Origin of the sequence: Pseudomonas extremorientalis (assembly GCF_024584605.1) — a bacterium.
Classification (GTDB): domain Bacteria; phylum Pseudomonadota; class Gammaproteobacteria; order Pseudomonadales; family Pseudomonadaceae; genus Aquipseudomonas; species Aquipseudomonas extremorientalis.
Genome location: NZ_CP089519.1, coordinates 1,354,315 through 1,368,797, shown reverse-complemented (window position 1 = coordinate 1,368,797; position 14,483 = coordinate 1,354,315). Strand labels below are relative to the sequence as shown.

Below are 14,483 nucleotides of genomic sequence, written 5' to 3'. Positions count from 1 at the left end.
GTGTCAGCGGACGATCTTGTCGACCTGAATGCCCAGCTTCTTCAGGCGATACCAGAAACTGCGCTCGGAAATCCCGATCTTCGCCGCCGCTGCGGCCTGCACGCCATTGCTCTCCTGCAACGCTGCCAGAATATAGGCCTTCTCCACCTCTGCCAGCGCCGCATCCAGGTCCTGGGGAATGCCCGGCCCATCGCTGAGGATCGCCGTCACACCGCCCTCGCTCGGTTTGGATGCAAACAGATAACCCGGCAGGTCGATATCCTCGATTACCGGTGACGCCGCCACGATGGTCGCGCGCTCCACGCAGTTCTGCAGTTCACGGATATTGCCCGGCCAGTGATACGCCGCCATGGCCTGCAAGGCTTCCGGGCTGAAGCCAGTGATGCGTTTGCCGGCGGTGGCACTCAGGGTGTGGGCGAAGTGGCGGGCCAACGGCGCGATGTCTTCCACCCGCTCGCGCAAGGCCGGCAACGGGATCGGGAACACGTTGAGGCGGTAATACAGGTCTTCGCGAAACTCTTTGTTGGCCACCGCGTCCAGCAAATTCTTGTTGGTGGCGGCAATCACCCGCACGTCCACCTTGCGCTCGCGCAGGTCGCCCACCGGTTCGATCACCCGCTCCTGCAATGCACGCAGGATCTTCGCCTGCAACGCCAACGGCATGTCGCCCACTTCGTCGAGAAACAACGTGCCCTTGTCGGCCTGCTGGAAGCGCCCTACCCGGTCGGCCACGGCACCGGTAAACGCGCCTTTGCGATGGCCGAACATTTCGCTTTCCAGCAGTCCTTCCGGGATCGCCGCACAGTTGACCGCCACGAACGGCTGGTCGGCACGGCTGCCGTGTTTGTGGATGGCGCGGGCGACCATTTCCTTGCCGGTGCCGCTTTCGCCGGTGAGCAGGATGGTGGCGCTGCTGTCGCGCACCGAGTCCACCGCCTGCAGCACTTTGCGAAACGCCGGGCTGTCGCCCACCAGGCTGTCGAACTGTGCGTGCTCGTCCAGTTCGGCGCGCAGGCGCGCGTTGTCGCGCATGATGTCGCGAAACTGCAGGGCCTTGGCCACGGTGATGTCCAGCTCGTCGATATCGAACGGCTTGGCGATGTAGTCGTAGGCGCCATTGCGCATCGACTGCACGGCGTTTTTCACGGTGCTGTAGGCAGTCATCACGATCACCGGCACGTGGGGGTAACGCACCTTGATCTCGGCCAGCAGCGCCGGCCCGTCCATGCCTGGCATGCGCCAGTCGCTGATCACCAGGTCGATGTCTTCCTGCTCCAGCACCTTGAGCGCGTGCAGGCCGTTGCCGGCGATGAACACCTGCACGTTGTTCTGGCCCAGGGCCGACGCCAGCAGGTCGCAGAGCTTGGGTTCGTCGTCGACTACCAGAATGTTATGCGTCATGACTGTCCTCGTCGTCTTCGCCCATCGCCGGAATGTACAGGCTGAACGTGGCGCCGGCATCTTTTTCACTGGCGCATTCGATGCTGCCGTCGTGACTTTCCATGATCGAATAGACTTTGGCCAGGCCCAGCCCGGTGCCCGAGGCCTTGGTGGTGACGAACGGGGTAAAGATACGCTCGATCATGTCCGCCGGAATGCCCTGGCCGGTGTCGGCGATGCTGATCACTGTGTTGTCGTCCACCGAGCGAATGCCCAACGTCAGCCGCCCGCCTTCGGGCATCGCGTCGACGGCGTTGAGAATCAGGTTGAGACACGCCTGCTTGAGCTGCTTGGCGTCAGCATAGATGGTCGCTCCCGGCGCCTGGTCATCGACATGCGCATCGATCGCATGGGTGGCCAGTTCCGGCGCGCAAAAGCCGAGGATCTCGTCCACCAGCGCGCGCGCCGGCTGCAACACGCGCAGCGGCGGGTTGGGCTTGGCGAAGTCGAGGAACTCGGTGATCAGGTCGTTGATGCGGCTGACCTCACTGACCACGTATTCCAGGTGACGCTTGTCGGTTTCCGGCAGATCGGCACGCCGATGCAACAGTTGCGTGGCTGTCTTGATGATGCCCAGCGGGTTGCGGATCTCGTGGGCCAGGCCCATGGCGACTTCGCCCAGGGCGTGCAGGCGATCGCGTCGGCGCAACTGGGCCTCAAGGTAATGCAACTCGCCCAGGCGCTCGGTCATATGGTTGAAGGTGCTGCTCAACTGCGCCAGCTCATCGCCGCCGCTGACCGGCACACGGTGTTCGTAGTGACCCGAAATCACCGCGTCCACACCTTGGGACAGGTCGCGCAGCGGTTTGGTCAGGCGCCGCGACACCAACACCCCGGCCGCCAGCGACAAGGCCGAGCTAAGCAGGAAGATCAGCACGAACAGGTTGCTCTGGTTGACCAGCCCGACCAGGCTGGTGTGGCGCAGCAGACCGCTGAAAATCACGCCCTGCAAATCCCCCGCATCATTGAAGATCGGCCAGTACAGCCCGCTGTAGTTGTTGGTGAACTGCTCGCTGGGCTGGCGGGTGCTGCGCATCGCCGCTTCGACGCTCTTGGGGATGCGCGAGGGGTGATCCACGAAGCGCTGGGTCGAGAAGATCTCGGAAAAACCGTCGGGGTTGGCCAGGTACAGGCGCAGGTCGAGGGAATGCACATCGGCCACGCTGGTGAGGAAACTGCTGTCCAGGTAGGTGGCGACCAGCAACAGGTAGTCGACACCGTCACGGCTGGTTTCAAAGGTCGACACCACCAGGCCGGTATTCACCCCGGCCACCTGCACGGTCTGCAACACCGCGTTGCTGGTCAGGTTGATCTGTTTGACGATGTCATCGGAGGCGGTGCTGAATTCGACCTTGTGGTCGCTGGCGCGAATCAGCGCCACCACGTCGATGTCGGTAGCGTCGGCAATGTCGGCGGTCAGGCGGTCGTGCTTGGCGGCTTGCCGGCTTGACGGCGGGCTGGTGTAGCGCAGGAACAATTTGGCCATGCGCGCGTTGTCGTGAAGGATGTCGCCGATTTCGTCCTTGACGATCTTGGTCGACTCCTGCAGCCAGATGCGCACGTTGCTGTCGAAGATCTGCGACAGCGTGGTCGCGGCCAGCTCAGCCGCGATCATGGTAGGAATCACGCTGACCAACCAGAACGCCAGCACCAGCTTGCGCTGGACGCTCCAGCGCGAAATGGCAAAGGGGCGGGCTTTCTGGCGGGTCTTGGTGATCATCAGGTTTCGCTTATCGCAGCAGCCATGGCAGGGTCGGAACGGTCCGGTCGAATAAACAGTTTTACAAGCTTGAGCAGGCCGTTGACCAGCCGATTGCGGTGACGAAAAAACACACTGTTGCCCTGGAACTCGCAACCCAGGCGCAGCTTACTGGCATACCCGGCCTGGCCGCACTCATACACGGCAATATTGTGTTGAATACAGTAGTCGACATTGGTCAGCCAGCTGCGGAAGTACAGGTTGTAGTCGCGGGTGAACGCCACGTCATGCCCGAAAAACTTGTCCACCAGCCGGTGTTGGTCGACCAGCACCAGGTTGAACGCCACCAGTTGCTCGTCCACCCAGTAAAGAACACAGACCGCGCGCTCATCCAGGCGTTCGAGCACACCGGTGAAGTAACCGGCGGGCAGCCGTTCGAACTGCAACTCGGCACGCGTGAGCGTGGCCTCGTACAAGCGCATCACCTCGGGCAGCACGTCGTCGATATTGCGCCGCCACTCCACCCGCGGCCCCGGCGCACGCAGCTTGCGGCGCAGGTCCTTGCGTGTGGATTTGCCCAGCGAACCCAGGTAGGCATCCACCGAGCCGTACGGCAGCGGCAACACGCCGGTGGGCAAGCTCGGCATGCTCTGGAAGCCTGCCGCGCGGCAGCTCTGGAGCCAATGCGGATCCTTGCTCGGCGCATCCTTGACCGCCACCAGGCCGATGCCGAAGTCATCGGCATCCTGGCGGGCGGCGCCCAGCAGGTGCTTGAGCAACAGCGGACGCTGCGCATCCGCCACGCTGCTGGCGAAACCCACGTCGCAGCGTTCGGCCACCGGCGATCCGAGGGCATACAGCCCCAGTTGCAAAAGCCCCGGCCACAATCGTTCGACACGTTCGGTCAAGCGCTTGCCGGCGCCCGACACCGTGGTGTCGAGGCGATAATGCGTGATGAACGCGGCAGCCACGGCCACCAGCGTTCCATCCTGATAAACCGCGAGATAACGCCACTGGAAATCATCAATGGCCGCGTTTTCCACGGCTACGTAATAGTCCCAGTCCTCCAGGGCACCCGGGAAACAGTCGTTCCAGGCACTGCGCTGGATAGCCCGGATGGTCGGGAAGGCTTGGGCGGTGATCACATCGTGTCCTTTGTCAGAGTCTATGGCGGAGAGCGGGCTTGCTGTATCGAGTGGGCTCGCCACAAAGTGAACTGGCGCCCATGGCGGAGGTGTGTTGTTCGACGAAATCGGCGCTCAATTCGATCACCCGGCGGTATTGCAGGTCGACGGTGATCATGTGGTAGCAGTTGTCCAGCAGGATCTTGGTCACCGGCCCGCCGAGGTGGCGTTCCACGTAATCGGCGTTCCAGCGGCTGGTGATGTCGTCCTCGATGGAGTGCAATACCAGCGCCGGTACGTTGATCGACGGCATGCGTTTCTTGACCACGGCGTTCATCCAGTGCAATTCACGCACCGTCACGCCCTCCATCGTCAACAGGCCCGCCTCGCTGCTTTCGCCTTCCTTCATCTGCCGTTCAACGATGGCGCGCAGGCGTTCGTTCTTGATGCCGTAGGGCGGCTTCTCGGTAAAGCGGAACAGGCGCACGCCGAACGGGATACGGATGAGCAACGGCGTGATAAACGCCATTTTGTTGATGCTCCACCCGTCGTACTTGAGCGTGGTGGAATACATCAGCAAACCGGCCACCTGGCCCGGATGCTCCGACGCCAGGTACATCGACATCACCGCGCCCATCGACAAGCCGCCGACAAACACCTGCGCGTGGCGTTGCTTCACGCCCACGAAGGTCTTGCGCACGCCTTCGTACCAGTCCCGCCAGCCCGTGGCCTGCAGGTCGCTGTTGTCACCGCAGTGCCCGGCCAGGGTGGGCACGTACACCGTGCAATTGCCCACCTTGGCCAGGCCCTTGGCGACCTGGCGCAACTCCGTCGGGGTGCCGGTCAGGCCGTGGATCAACAGGATCCCGACCGGACCGTCACCGAGAACGAAACCGGCATCACCTTCACCGAGGTCGATCCCGACGCTGTTCACCGGTTGGTCGCCCGCACCAGCAGTTGCTCGAGCAGCTTCAGGCCCAGCTCGATTTCCGGGTAGCTGATTTCCAGGGACGGTGCCAGGGTGATCACGTTCTTGTAGTAGCCGCCCACGTCGAGGATCAGCCCGAGTTTCTGGCCGTCCACCACCATGTCGCCTTTCATGCCTTCTTCGACCATGTAGTCCAGGGTCGCCTTGTCGGGGGTGAAACCATCCGGGGCGCAGATTTCGCAGCGCAGCGCCAGGCCCAGGCCGTCGACATCGCCAATGATCGGGAAACGTTTCTGCAGGTCCTGCAGGCCTTCGAGGAAGAACTTGCCCTTGGCCATGACCATCGCGCCGTAGTCGATCTCGTTGGTCATCTTGAACATTTCCAGGCCTACCGCCGTGCCCAACGGGTTGGAGGCGAAGGTGGAGTGGGTCGAACCTGGCGGGAAGATCTTCGGGTTGATCAACTCTTCACGGGCCCAGATGCCGCCCAGTGGGTTGAGGCCGTTGGTCAGCGCCTTGCCGAACACGATCACATCCGGCTGCACGTCAAAGTGTTCGATCGACCACAGTTTTCCGGTGCGGTAGAAGCCCATCTGGATCTCGTCGGAGACCATCAGGATGCCGTGTTGATCCAGCACGTGCTTCAACTCGCGGTAGAAGTTCATCGGCGGGATCACGTAGCCGCCGGTGCCCTGGATCGGCTCGACGTAGAACGCGGCGTATTCGCTGGAGCCGACTTTCGGGTCCCACACCCCGTTGTATTCAGTCTCGAACAGGCGGGCGAATTGCTGCACGCAGTGGCTGCCGTATTCTTCCTTGGTCATGCCTTTGGGGCCACGGAAGTGGTACGGGAACGGGATGAACTGCGCGCGCTCGCCGAAGTGGCCGTAGCGACGACGGTAGCGGTAGCTGGAGGTGATCGACGAAGCACCCAGGGTGCGCCCGTGGTAGCCGCCCTCGAAGGCGAACATCAGGCTCTTGCCGTTGGTGGCGTTACGCACCACTTTCAGGGAATCTTCGATGGACTGCGAACCGCCGACGTTGAAGTGCACGCGACCGTCGAGGCCGAATTTCTTCTTGGCATCGACCGCGATCATTTCCGACAGCTCGATCTTGCCCTTGTGCAGGTACTGGCTGGCAATTTGCGGCAGCGTGTCGATCTGCTGTTTCAATGCGTTGTTCAGGCGCGGGTTGGCGTAGCCGAAGTTGACCGCCGAGTACCACATTTGCAGGTCGAGATAGGCCTGGTCTTCGGTGTCCCACACGTAGGAGCCTTCGCAACGGCTGAAAATACGCGGCGGCTCGATGTAGTGAACGGTATCGCCGTAGGAGCAATACTTGGCTTCTTTGTCCAGAAGGATCTGGTCTTCGGCGGTAGCGATACGGATATCAGACATGATGGAAGAGTTCCTGGTTGTCAGCAGTAAAGGTGGTGGCGTTGGCGGCGATGCCCTGAGGCAGCAGGGCCAGCAATGCAGGCAGTTCGGCAAAGGTGTCGAAGCGTGCGTGAGGAATGTCGTTGGCTTCGCAGTACTTGGCGAGGCTGCCCTTGGCGAACACGAAGTCGGCGGTGGAGGCCACGCACATATCGGACTTGCCGTCGCCGATCACCAGCACGCGCTTGTTGCGTGGGGTGGACTTGCACTTGCAGTTGCCGGAAGCGGCACGGCAGGCGTCGCTGGCATACGGGAAGTCGATGCGCCAGCTGTTCTGGTCGACCTGGCGCAGGCGGTTGGCAAGGATCGGCAGCAAGGTCACGTAATTGCGCGACAGGATGCGGGCGATGCCCTGCTCGATGCCGTCGCTGACCACTTCGATGGTCGCACCCAGTCCCATGACGTGGTCGACGAAGTCGGGGAAGTCCGGGTCGATCTCGACGCTGTCGAAGTACGCCAGCAGCTCGGAAGGTGTGGCCTTGATCAGCGCCAGTTGGCGGCTCAGGCATTCGCGTGAACCGATATGCCCATCCAGCCATTCCTGTTCGATGGTTTCCCACTCGGGGCCGGCGAAGCGTTGGAGGACGTTGTCGATGACATCGGTGGGGGTAATGGTCCCGTCGAAGTCACACACGATATGCCACTGGATCATCGTTGTTTACCTTGGAGGAGCGCGCTGTGTGCGCTTGCACCAGAGGTAGAGCAGGGACTGTGCCAACTGGCCACCACCCAGCAGGGCTGGGGCTCTGGCGCGTATCGAGGGCGGAATGTGTCGTCGAAGCTACAATTTTTGTAGCTTGCTACAAACAAGATGAGTGCTTGCGTGAAGCGAGCCCTTCGCGCGTTCATGCGCACGTAATCAATCAAGGAACCTGACCATGTACAGGATCACATGCGCTGCATTCGCCGGTTTGCTTGGCCTGTGGAGCTTTTCAAACGCTGCCCTGGCCGAAGGCATCACCGGTGAAGTGGGCGCAGGCATCAGTTATCAACCCCATGACCCCACCGCCAGCCGCTACGAAGTCCGCCCCGTGCCCTACCTGGACCTGGATTGGGGCAGCGTCAGCCTGGGCACCGATGACGGCTTGACCTGGAGCGCGCTCAACACCCACGGCTTTACCGCCGGCCCCTATATCAACTACCTGTCGGGGCGCACGTCCAATGGCGATCTGCAAGGCCTGCGCAATGTGTCGGACATGGCCGAGGTGGGTGGCTTCGTCCAGTACGCCCCGGCTGATTTCTGGCGGGTCTACGCGCAATTGGGGCAAGCCGTGGGCGGTGGGCATTCGCAGAGTGGCGCCCTCGGCAAACTGGGCGGCGAACTGGGCTACCCGCTGGGCGGCGGGATCATCGGCAGCAGCGGGCTGGTTGCGCATTTTGCCGATGCACGCCAGACCAACACGTTTTTTGGCGTGGATGACAACGAAGCCGCTTCCACCGGCTTTCGTCCCTACAACGCCAGCGGTGGTTTCCAGAACCTGACGCTGACCCAGAGTTTCGAATTTCCCCTGGCTGCCAACTGGTCCTTGCTGACCAGCGCCAGCTGGATTCACTTGGTGGGATCGGCCGCCAACAGCAGCATCGTCAAAGAGACCGGCGATGTGAACCAGGGCCAGGTGCAGACGGCCATCAGCTACAAGTTCGATTAGGTTGGTCTGGGGTTTGCAACAAGGTGCTGGAATCCACTTTTCCAGGACATTCTTCATGGCTCGCCCCGCTTACCGCCTGCTCCATCACTCGCTCTGGGACCTGGTGCCCATCGCCCTGGGCCTGGCGCATTTCGCATTTGTCGTCTGGCTGGTTGCCGCCTTCCATCACCTGAGCTGGTGGGCCCTGGTGCCGCTGGCGCTGCTTTACGCAGTCAGCCTGTCGTGGAGCATCAACAGCATCTCCCACAACCAGATCCACAACGCCTACTTCACCCATCGCGCCATGAACCGGGCCTTCGACCTGCTGCTGTCGGTGACCATCGGTTTCTCCCAGACGCTCTACCGCGACATCCACAATCGCCACCACCGTGGCAACGCCGACCTGCCGGGGCCGGACGGTAAAACCATCGACCCGCTGTCGATCTACCAGCGTGGCCATAATGGCCAGCCGGAAAACCCGTGGGCCTATACCTTCCTGAGTTTTTTCCGCGACGATCCCAAGCCGTTCTACGCCGAAATGACGCGCAAACGCCCGGCCGATGCGCGCTGGGTGAAAGTCGAGATCGGCGTGACCGTGGCGTTCTACATTGCGCTGGCGTTCTACAACTGGCAGGCGGTGCTGTGGCTGTTGCCGTTCTGGTACCTGGGCCAGTGCCTGTCATCGCTCAATGGCTACTACGAGCATTTCGGCGGCAACCCAAACCTGCCGATCGCCTGGGGCGTGAGTTCCTACAGCGTGCTGTACAACCTGATCTGGATGAATAACGGCTACCACGCCGAGCACCACTACCGGCCGAAGATGCACTGGACCCAGGTGAAGGCGTTTCATCGGGAGATTGCCGAGCAGCAGCGGGAGGCGGGGGTCAAAACACTTCCGGTGTCCCATGGCCTAGGTTTTTTGGTGAAACACCGCAAACCCTAGCCACTCAGTTTTCCTCGCCCTCTGCCAGGAGGGCGATACCCCCGATGATCACCGCCACCCCCACCCAGTGCAGCGGGCTGATATGTTCCCCCAGCCCCAGCCACGACCCGAGCAACACCACCACAAACACCAGTGAACTCAGCGGAAACGCCAGGGACAGGCTGCTGCGCCGCAGGATCAGCATCCATACGAAAAACGCGCCGATGTAGCTGGCAATCGCCGCCAGGATCCCAGGGTTGCGCGCCACTTGCGCCAACCACTGCCAACTGAAATCCATCTGCCCCAGTTGATCCCCGGCCACTTTGGTAAACAACTGGCCAGCGCTTTCGGTGCAGATCAACAAGGCCCACAGCACCACCGTGCCCAAACGCCCATGCAGCCATCCGGTATTCATCGTTTGCGTACTCATGCCTGACTCCCTGCAATCGCCACCAACATCACGCCCAAGGTAATCACCAGCGTGCCGAGCCAACGGCGCCGGCTGACGGTTTCGCCCAGCACCACCTTGCCCGCCAGCACCACGCCGCAATACGCCAGCGCGGCCGCCGGAAACAGCAGGCTCAACGGTGCTCGGGACAACGCTTCGAGCCACACGAAAAATTCGACGGCATAGGCGCCGATCCCCGCCCACAGCAACGGCGCATTGAACACCTGGCCCCAGAACGCATTCAGACGAAAACCGCCGTCCAACTCCGGCAAACGGTCCAGGCCGATCTTGAAACACAGCTGGCCGATCACATCGAGCACGATGGAAAACGCCACCAGCAACACCACGGTCAACGTCACGGGAACAGCTCCTCAAACAGATCAATCAGGGCTTCATTGGTCGCGGCATTGCGCTGCAAGTCCTCGGCACTCCAGCGTTCGGGCGGCGGCTGGTCGGACTTGGCCTCCCAACGCTTGAAGGCATTGCTGAACGCCGGCGTGGCGAACTCGCCGCACACGTCGATGCCGATGATGCGCTTGCGCGCCGCCAAAGCCCGCAAGGCTTGCAGCAGGTGGCTAAGGCGCATGCCGCCCTGATCCCAATTGGTGGCGGCGTCTTCGCTGGCGAGTACGTCTTTGTCGAGGGTGATCCAGATTGCCTCGGTGGGGAGGCTGTCGATCATCTGCTCAAGGAACGCCGCCCAGTCCAGCTCGGCCAGGTTGCGCCAATGCAGGTGGTTTTCCCGCTGCTGGTGGCCAGCGCCGTCCCCTACCCGCCCCCAGACTTTGGAGGGCGCATGCTGCCAGGGAAACAGCTGCAATTGCCCGCGTTTGAGGGCACCGAGGTTGCCGCCGCGCAGTTGCGGGTTGTGCAGGTCGTCGCTGCACGGGCCGAGGGTGACGATGCGTTTGATCGCCGGCATTTTCAACGCGCGATTGACCCACGAACCACAGTGACGCTTGGGCGCAAAGCGCACCCAGTCGGGGTGGTTGTCGAAGTGGATCAGGCTGATGGGCTCTTTCAAATCAGCCAGGAATGCCGGCGTGAGGTGGTGATAATCGCCGGAGCCGACAAACAGGATTTCCGGCCGTGCGTCGGAAGGCCGGGGCCGTTGGGCCAGGCGTTCGGCGAAGCGCTTCCAGGTTTTTTCGGTGGACCACAGGCGCAGCTTGGGGCCAAGGTCCAGCAGGTCGATACGATGGGCGCGCCCACTGGCCAGGCGCCGGGCAATCGGTGCCTGGCCGGTGAGGCTGTGGTCGAGGTCAAGAATGTTCAAGGCAGTGTCCCCTAAGGCTTTATGGGGTCAATGCAAGGGACGGGCCAGCACCTGTCTCAAGACCAATGGAGAACAATGTGGGAGGGAGCTTGCCCCCTATAGCAGAGTGTCAGTCAACACATGTCTTAACTGAACCACCGCTATCGGGGGCAAGCCCCCTCCCACATTTTGACCTGCGTTCGGCGTTAGTTTTTGGATTCGCTGATGATCTGCCGGATCGCGCCTACAAAAGCTTCCGCCGGCTGCCCACCGCTGACGGCATATTGATCGTTGAACACGATGGTCGGCACCGAGGTCACGCCACGGGAGATCCACAGTTGTTCCTGTTCGCGGACTTCGGCGGCGTACTCGTCGCTGGCCAGAATCTCGGCCGCACGCTGGATATCCAGCCCGACGCTCTCGGCAATGATCGCCAGCGTCGCGTGGTCGGACGGGTCCTGCTGGTCGGTGAAATACGCCTTGAACAACGCTTCCTTGAGGTTGTATTGCAAGCCCTCCAGCCCGGCCCAATGCAACAGGCGGTGCGCGTCGAAGGTGTTGTAGATGCGGCTCTGGCCGTCAGTGCGGAAGGCGAAGCCCAACCCGGCGCCCATGTCGCGGATGCGCTCGCGGTTAGCCTGGGATTGCTCGGCGGTGGAGCCATATTTCTCGGTGATGTGCTCGACGATGTTCTGCCCTTCGGCGGGCATGTTCGGGTTCAGTTCGAACGGCTGGAAGTGGATCTCGGCTTGCACGTCGGCGCCAAGCTGGTCGAGGGCTTCGGTCAGGCCGCGCAGGCCGATGATGCACCAGGGGCAGGACACATCGCTGACGAAATCGATTTTCAGGGGAGTACTCATGGCAGGCAACCTCGCTGGCAGTAATGCGCCGTAAAGGTTGCACGATACACCAATGTCACAACACCTTCGAAGGCTCGCCCAGGTCAATCTGCGCCCAGTGCGCCGCATCTTCCCGATGGGCTTGCAGGTACGGCAACACGGCCGTCAACAGGGGCGCCTTGAACGCTTCCTGGAACCGATGGGCCATGCCGGGAATCAGCTTCAACTGGCTGCCCTGGATATGCGCCGCCAGGTGCACGCCGTGCATCACCGGCAACAACGGGTCGGCCGTGCCGTGCACCACCAGGGTCGGCACGCGCAGTTGGTTGAGCAACGGCACGCGGCTCGGTTCGGCGAGGATCGCCATGATCTGGCGCTTCACGCCGTCCGGGTTGAAGGCGCGGTCGTAGGACAGCGCCGCCTGGTGCAACAGCGCCTGGCGATCATCCTTGACGTTCGGGCTGCCCAGTGCGGCGAGCAAGTCGGCCTGCTGCTCCAGGGCCACTTCACGATTCGGCGCGCTGCGTCGCGACAACAGCTGTACCAGCGCGGCATTCGGCGCCGGCAGGCCTTCGGCGCCGGAACTGGTCATGATCAGCGTGAGGCTTTCGACCCGCTGCGGCGCCATGGCGGCCAGGTGCTGGGCGATCATCCCGCCCATGCTCGCGCCGAGTACGTGGAATTGCTGGATCTGCAACGCGTCCATCAGGCCTATGGCGTCATCGGCCATGTCGGTCAAGGTATACGGAGCCGCCACCGGCAGGCCGAGTTTGTAGCGCAGCACTTCGAAGGTCAGGTTGGCATTGGCCGGAGCCTGGCGCCAGGTAGACAGGCCGACGTCTCGATTGTCATAGCGGATCACCCGGAACCCTTGCTGGCACAAGGCGACGACCACCTCGTCAGGCCAGTGGATCAACTGTCCGCCCAGGCCCATCACCAGCAGCAAGGCAGGGTCGGACGCACGGCCGATGCTCTGGTAGGCGATGCTCACCTGAGCCAGGTCGACCGTTTGGGTCGGGACATTCACATCACATCGAGAAGCCGCAAAAGACGGCAGGCCGAACACTAAGGCGGCCAATAAAAACAACACACGCATGGAAAACACCGAAACGCAGAACCCCAGTAGAGCGCGAGTCTGATGAAGTTTGTTCAAGCGCGCTGCCACAGTTGCGTGACAGTTTGATGAAGAGTGCTCAACGGTCACTGTCGACAGGGCTTACAACATGAGACAAACTCACGTCATTCCGATTCGTCACAAATTGTATTCATGGAGAGCCCGTGCTCGAAATCCGTCACCTCAAGACCCTGCACGCCCTGCGCGAAGCCGACAGCCTGGTGGAAGCGGCCGAGCGCCTGCACCTCACGCAATCAGCGCTGTCTCACCAGTTCAAGGAACTGGAAGAACGCCTGGGCATGCCGCTGTTCGTGCGCAAGACCAAGCCGCTGCGTTTCACCAGCGCAGGGCTGCGCCTGCTGCAACTGGCCGACGCCACCCTGCCGCTGCTGCGCGGCGCCGAGCGGGATATTGCGCGATTGGCCGGCGGCACCGCCGGGCGCCTGCACATGGCGATCGAGTGCCACAGTTGCTTCCAGTGGCTGATGCCGACCATCGACCAGTTCCGCGATGCCTGGCCGGAAGTCGAGCTGGACCTGGCCTCGGGTTTCGCCTTCGCCCCGCTGCCGGCCCTGGCCCGTGGCGACCTCGACCTGGTGGTCACCTCCGACCCGCTCGAGTTGCCCGGCATCACCTACGTGCCGCTGTTCACCTACGAAGCCATGCTGGCCGTGGCCAATCAGCACCCGTTGGCGAACAAGGCGTACATCGTGCCGGAGGACCTGCTGACCGAAACCCTGATCACCTACCCGGTGGAGCGTGACCGCCTGGACATCTTCACCCGCTTCCTGGAACCGGCCGACGTGGAACCGGCCCAGGTGCGCACCTCGGAACTGACGGTGATGATGATGCAACTGGTGGCCAGCGGCCGTGGCGTATGCGGCATGCCCCACTGGGCGCTGCATGAATACAGCTCGCGTGGTTATGTGAAAGCCAAGCGCCTCGGCGAGAAAGGCTTGTTCGCGACGTTGTATGCGGGGATTCGCGCCGACATGCTGGATGCACCGTACATGCGCGACTTCCTGCTGACGGCCAAGGACACCTCGTTCTCCACCCTGGATGGCGTCAGCGCGGTTCGCTGACCGCCCCCCATCAAGCGGACGTCGCGCAGCCGGCCAGCGATTCGCGGTAGAACGGCAGGATCAGGTCGCGGGTCAGCGGCGCCAGGTGCAAGCCGCCGTCGCCCATGGGATCGATCCAGCGTATTTCCTCGATTTCAGCGGCGGGCGTCACCGGTACGTCGATCCGCACCTGGAACAGCTCGGCTTCCACGGTGAAACCCGGCTCGTTGGCGGCCGGCGCCGAGAAGTGCCCCAGGTACAAGGCCTGGCCTGGATCGATATGCAGGTTCAGCTCTTCGTGCAGCTCGCGGGCCAGGGCCTGGGCGGGTTGCTCACCGGCGTCGATCTTGCCGCCCGGCTGCATGAAGGCCTGGGTGCCGCGCTTGCGAACCAGCAACGTGTGGCCGTCACTGCCGATCAGGAGGGCAGCAGCAATGCGGATAATGGTGGACATGCAATAAACCTCAGGCGCAAAAGCGGCAAGGATCACATGGGCATCCGTTGCAGGCAATCGCCCCCGGGCACGCGTTCACCCACACACATGCACCGCAACACGTGCAACCACCCACCCTAGACTCCGAACTCTGAT

15 protein-coding genes are annotated in these 14,483 nt (G+C 62.3%); 3 read left to right on the top strand and 12 right to left on the bottom strand.

Annotated elements, in window-relative coordinates; translation table 11 throughout:
• Positions 1 to 3: 3 nt before the first annotated feature.
• From LUU92_RS05920 to LUU92_RS05895, 6 genes are read right to left on the bottom strand one after another with little or no spacing between them, the layout of a single operon-like run.
• Positions 4 to 1,401 carry a sigma-54-dependent transcriptional regulator gene (locus tag LUU92_RS05920; protein WP_257103297.1) on the bottom strand — a complete coding sequence of 466 codons (1,398 nt, stop codon included), beginning with the start codon at positions 1,399 to 1,401 and terminating at the stop codon, positions 4 to 6.
• Entirely contained in the window at positions 1,391 to 3,160 is a 1,770-nt protein-coding gene (locus tag LUU92_RS05915; RefSeq protein ID WP_071488698.1) for a sensor histidine kinase, read from the bottom strand. Before LUU92_RS05915 ends, LUU92_RS05920 begins: the two co-directional genes overlap by 11 nt.
• A complete protein-coding gene (locus LUU92_RS05910; RefSeq protein ID WP_071488697.1) occupies positions 3,160 to 4,284 on the bottom strand; it encodes a GNAT family N-acetyltransferase in 1,125 nt (374 codons plus the stop codon). The genes LUU92_RS05915 and LUU92_RS05910 overlap by 1 nt, the downstream gene beginning before the upstream one ends.
• Before the next feature lie 13 nt (positions 4,285 to 4,297).
• A complete protein-coding gene (locus LUU92_RS05905; protein WP_257103296.1) occupies positions 4,298 to 5,197 on the bottom strand; it encodes an alpha/beta hydrolase in 900 nt (299 codons plus the stop codon).
• Positions 5,194 to 6,588, bottom strand: a complete 1,395-nt coding sequence (locus tag LUU92_RS05900) for an aspartate aminotransferase family protein (RefSeq protein ID WP_071488695.1) — start codon at positions 6,586 to 6,588, stop codon at positions 5,194 to 5,196. The genes LUU92_RS05905 and LUU92_RS05900 overlap by 4 nt, the downstream gene beginning before the upstream one ends.
• Entirely contained in the window at positions 6,581 to 7,279 is a 699-nt protein-coding gene (locus LUU92_RS05895) for an MtnX-like HAD-IB family phosphatase (RefSeq protein ID WP_071488694.1), read from the bottom strand. The genes LUU92_RS05900 and LUU92_RS05895 overlap by 8 nt, the downstream gene beginning before the upstream one ends.
• 226 nt (positions 7,280 to 7,505) lie before the next feature.
• Here LUU92_RS05895 and LUU92_RS05890 point away from each other — a divergent pair, with 226 nt between their 5' ends.
• Positions 7,506 to 8,276: a MipA/OmpV family protein gene (locus LUU92_RS05890; protein WP_071488693.1), complete on the top strand. Its 771-nt coding sequence runs from the start codon at positions 7,506 to 7,508 to the stop codon at positions 8,274 to 8,276.
• 55 nt (positions 8,277 to 8,331) lie between these two features.
• Positions 8,332 to 9,198: a fatty acid desaturase family protein gene (locus LUU92_RS05885; protein WP_071488692.1), complete on the top strand. Its 867-nt coding sequence runs from the start codon at positions 8,332 to 8,334 to the stop codon at positions 9,196 to 9,198.
• A gap of 4 nt (positions 9,199 to 9,202) precedes the next feature.
• Here the strand turns inward: LUU92_RS05885 and LUU92_RS05880 are convergent, their stop codons facing one another.
• From LUU92_RS05880 to LUU92_RS05860, 5 genes are all read right to left on the bottom strand, one after another.
• Positions 9,203 to 9,607, bottom strand: coding sequence for a DMT family transporter (locus LUU92_RS05880; RefSeq protein ID WP_071488691.1), 405 nt, complete (start codon positions 9,605 to 9,607; stop codon positions 9,203 to 9,205).
• The gene (locus tag LUU92_RS05875) at positions 9,604 to 9,984 is read right to left on the bottom strand and encodes a DMT family transporter (RefSeq protein ID WP_016977488.1); all 381 of its coding nucleotides are present in this window, start codon (positions 9,982 to 9,984) and stop codon (positions 9,604 to 9,606) included. The genes LUU92_RS05880 and LUU92_RS05875 overlap by 4 nt, the downstream gene beginning before the upstream one ends.
• On the bottom strand, positions 9,981 to 10,901 hold the full coding sequence (locus tag LUU92_RS05870; protein WP_222541074.1) for an arginase family protein: 921 nt from the start codon (positions 10,899 to 10,901) through the stop codon (positions 9,981 to 9,983). Before LUU92_RS05870 ends, LUU92_RS05875 begins: the two co-directional genes overlap by 4 nt.
• Positions 10,902 to 11,086: 185 nt before the next feature.
• On the bottom strand, positions 11,087 to 11,740 hold the full coding sequence (locus tag LUU92_RS05865; RefSeq protein WP_222541073.1) for a DsbA family oxidoreductase: 654 nt from the start codon (positions 11,738 to 11,740) through the stop codon (positions 11,087 to 11,089).
• Between the two features lie 55 nt (positions 11,741 to 11,795).
• Positions 11,796 to 12,815 carry an alpha/beta fold hydrolase gene (locus LUU92_RS05860; RefSeq protein ID WP_071488688.1) on the bottom strand — a complete coding sequence of 340 codons (1,020 nt, stop codon included), beginning with the start codon at positions 12,813 to 12,815 and terminating at the stop codon, positions 11,796 to 11,798.
• A gap of 182 nt (positions 12,816 to 12,997) precedes the next feature.
• Between LUU92_RS05860 and metR the strand changes: the two genes are divergently transcribed.
• A complete protein-coding gene (gene metR / locus LUU92_RS05855) occupies positions 12,998 to 13,915 on the top strand; it encodes a transcriptional regulator MetR (RefSeq protein ID WP_071488687.1) in 918 nt (305 codons plus the stop codon).
• Between the two features lie 10 nt (positions 13,916 to 13,925).
• Here metR and LUU92_RS05850 read toward each other — a convergent pair whose 3' ends face one another.
• The gene (locus LUU92_RS05850) at positions 13,926 to 14,348 is read right to left on the bottom strand and encodes an NUDIX hydrolase (protein WP_071488686.1); all 423 of its coding nucleotides are present in this window, start codon (positions 14,346 to 14,348) and stop codon (positions 13,926 to 13,928) included.
• Between the last annotated feature and the right edge of the window lie 135 nt (positions 14,349 to 14,483).

Coding starts and splice junctions, on each gene's coding strand:
- LUU92_RS05885 (WP_071488692.1), top strand. CDS start 8,332: ATGGCTCGCCCCGCTTACCGCCTGCTCCATCACTCGCTCTGGGACCTG.
- LUU92_RS05895 (WP_071488694.1), bottom strand. CDS start 7,279: ATGATCCAGTGGCATATCGTGTGTGACTTCGACGGGACCATTACCCCC.
- LUU92_RS05865 (WP_222541073.1), bottom strand. CDS start 11,740: ATGAGTACTCCCCTGAAAATCGATTTCGTCAGCGATGTGTCCTGCCCC.
- LUU92_RS05880 (WP_071488691.1), bottom strand. CDS start 9,607: ATGAGTACGCAAACGATGAATACCGGATGGCTGCATGGGCGTTTGGGC.
- LUU92_RS05860 (WP_071488688.1), bottom strand. CDS start 12,815: ATGCGTGTGTTGTTTTTATTGGCCGCCTTAGTGTTCGGCCTGCCGTCT.
- LUU92_RS05920 (WP_257103297.1), bottom strand. CDS start 1,401: ATGACGCATAACATTCTGGTAGTCGACGACGAACCCAAGCTCTGCGAC.
- LUU92_RS05900 (WP_071488695.1), bottom strand. CDS start 6,588: ATGTCTGATATCCGTATCGCTACCGCCGAAGACCAGATCCTTCTGGAC.
- LUU92_RS05890 (WP_071488693.1), top strand. CDS start 7,506: ATGTACAGGATCACATGCGCTGCATTCGCCGGTTTGCTTGGCCTGTGG.
- LUU92_RS05850 (WP_071488686.1), bottom strand. CDS start 14,348: ATGTCCACCATTATCCGCATTGCTGCTGCCCTCCTGATCGGCAGTGAC.
- LUU92_RS05915 (WP_071488698.1), bottom strand. CDS start 3,160: ATGATCACCAAGACCCGCCAGAAAGCCCGCCCCTTTGCCATTTCGCGC.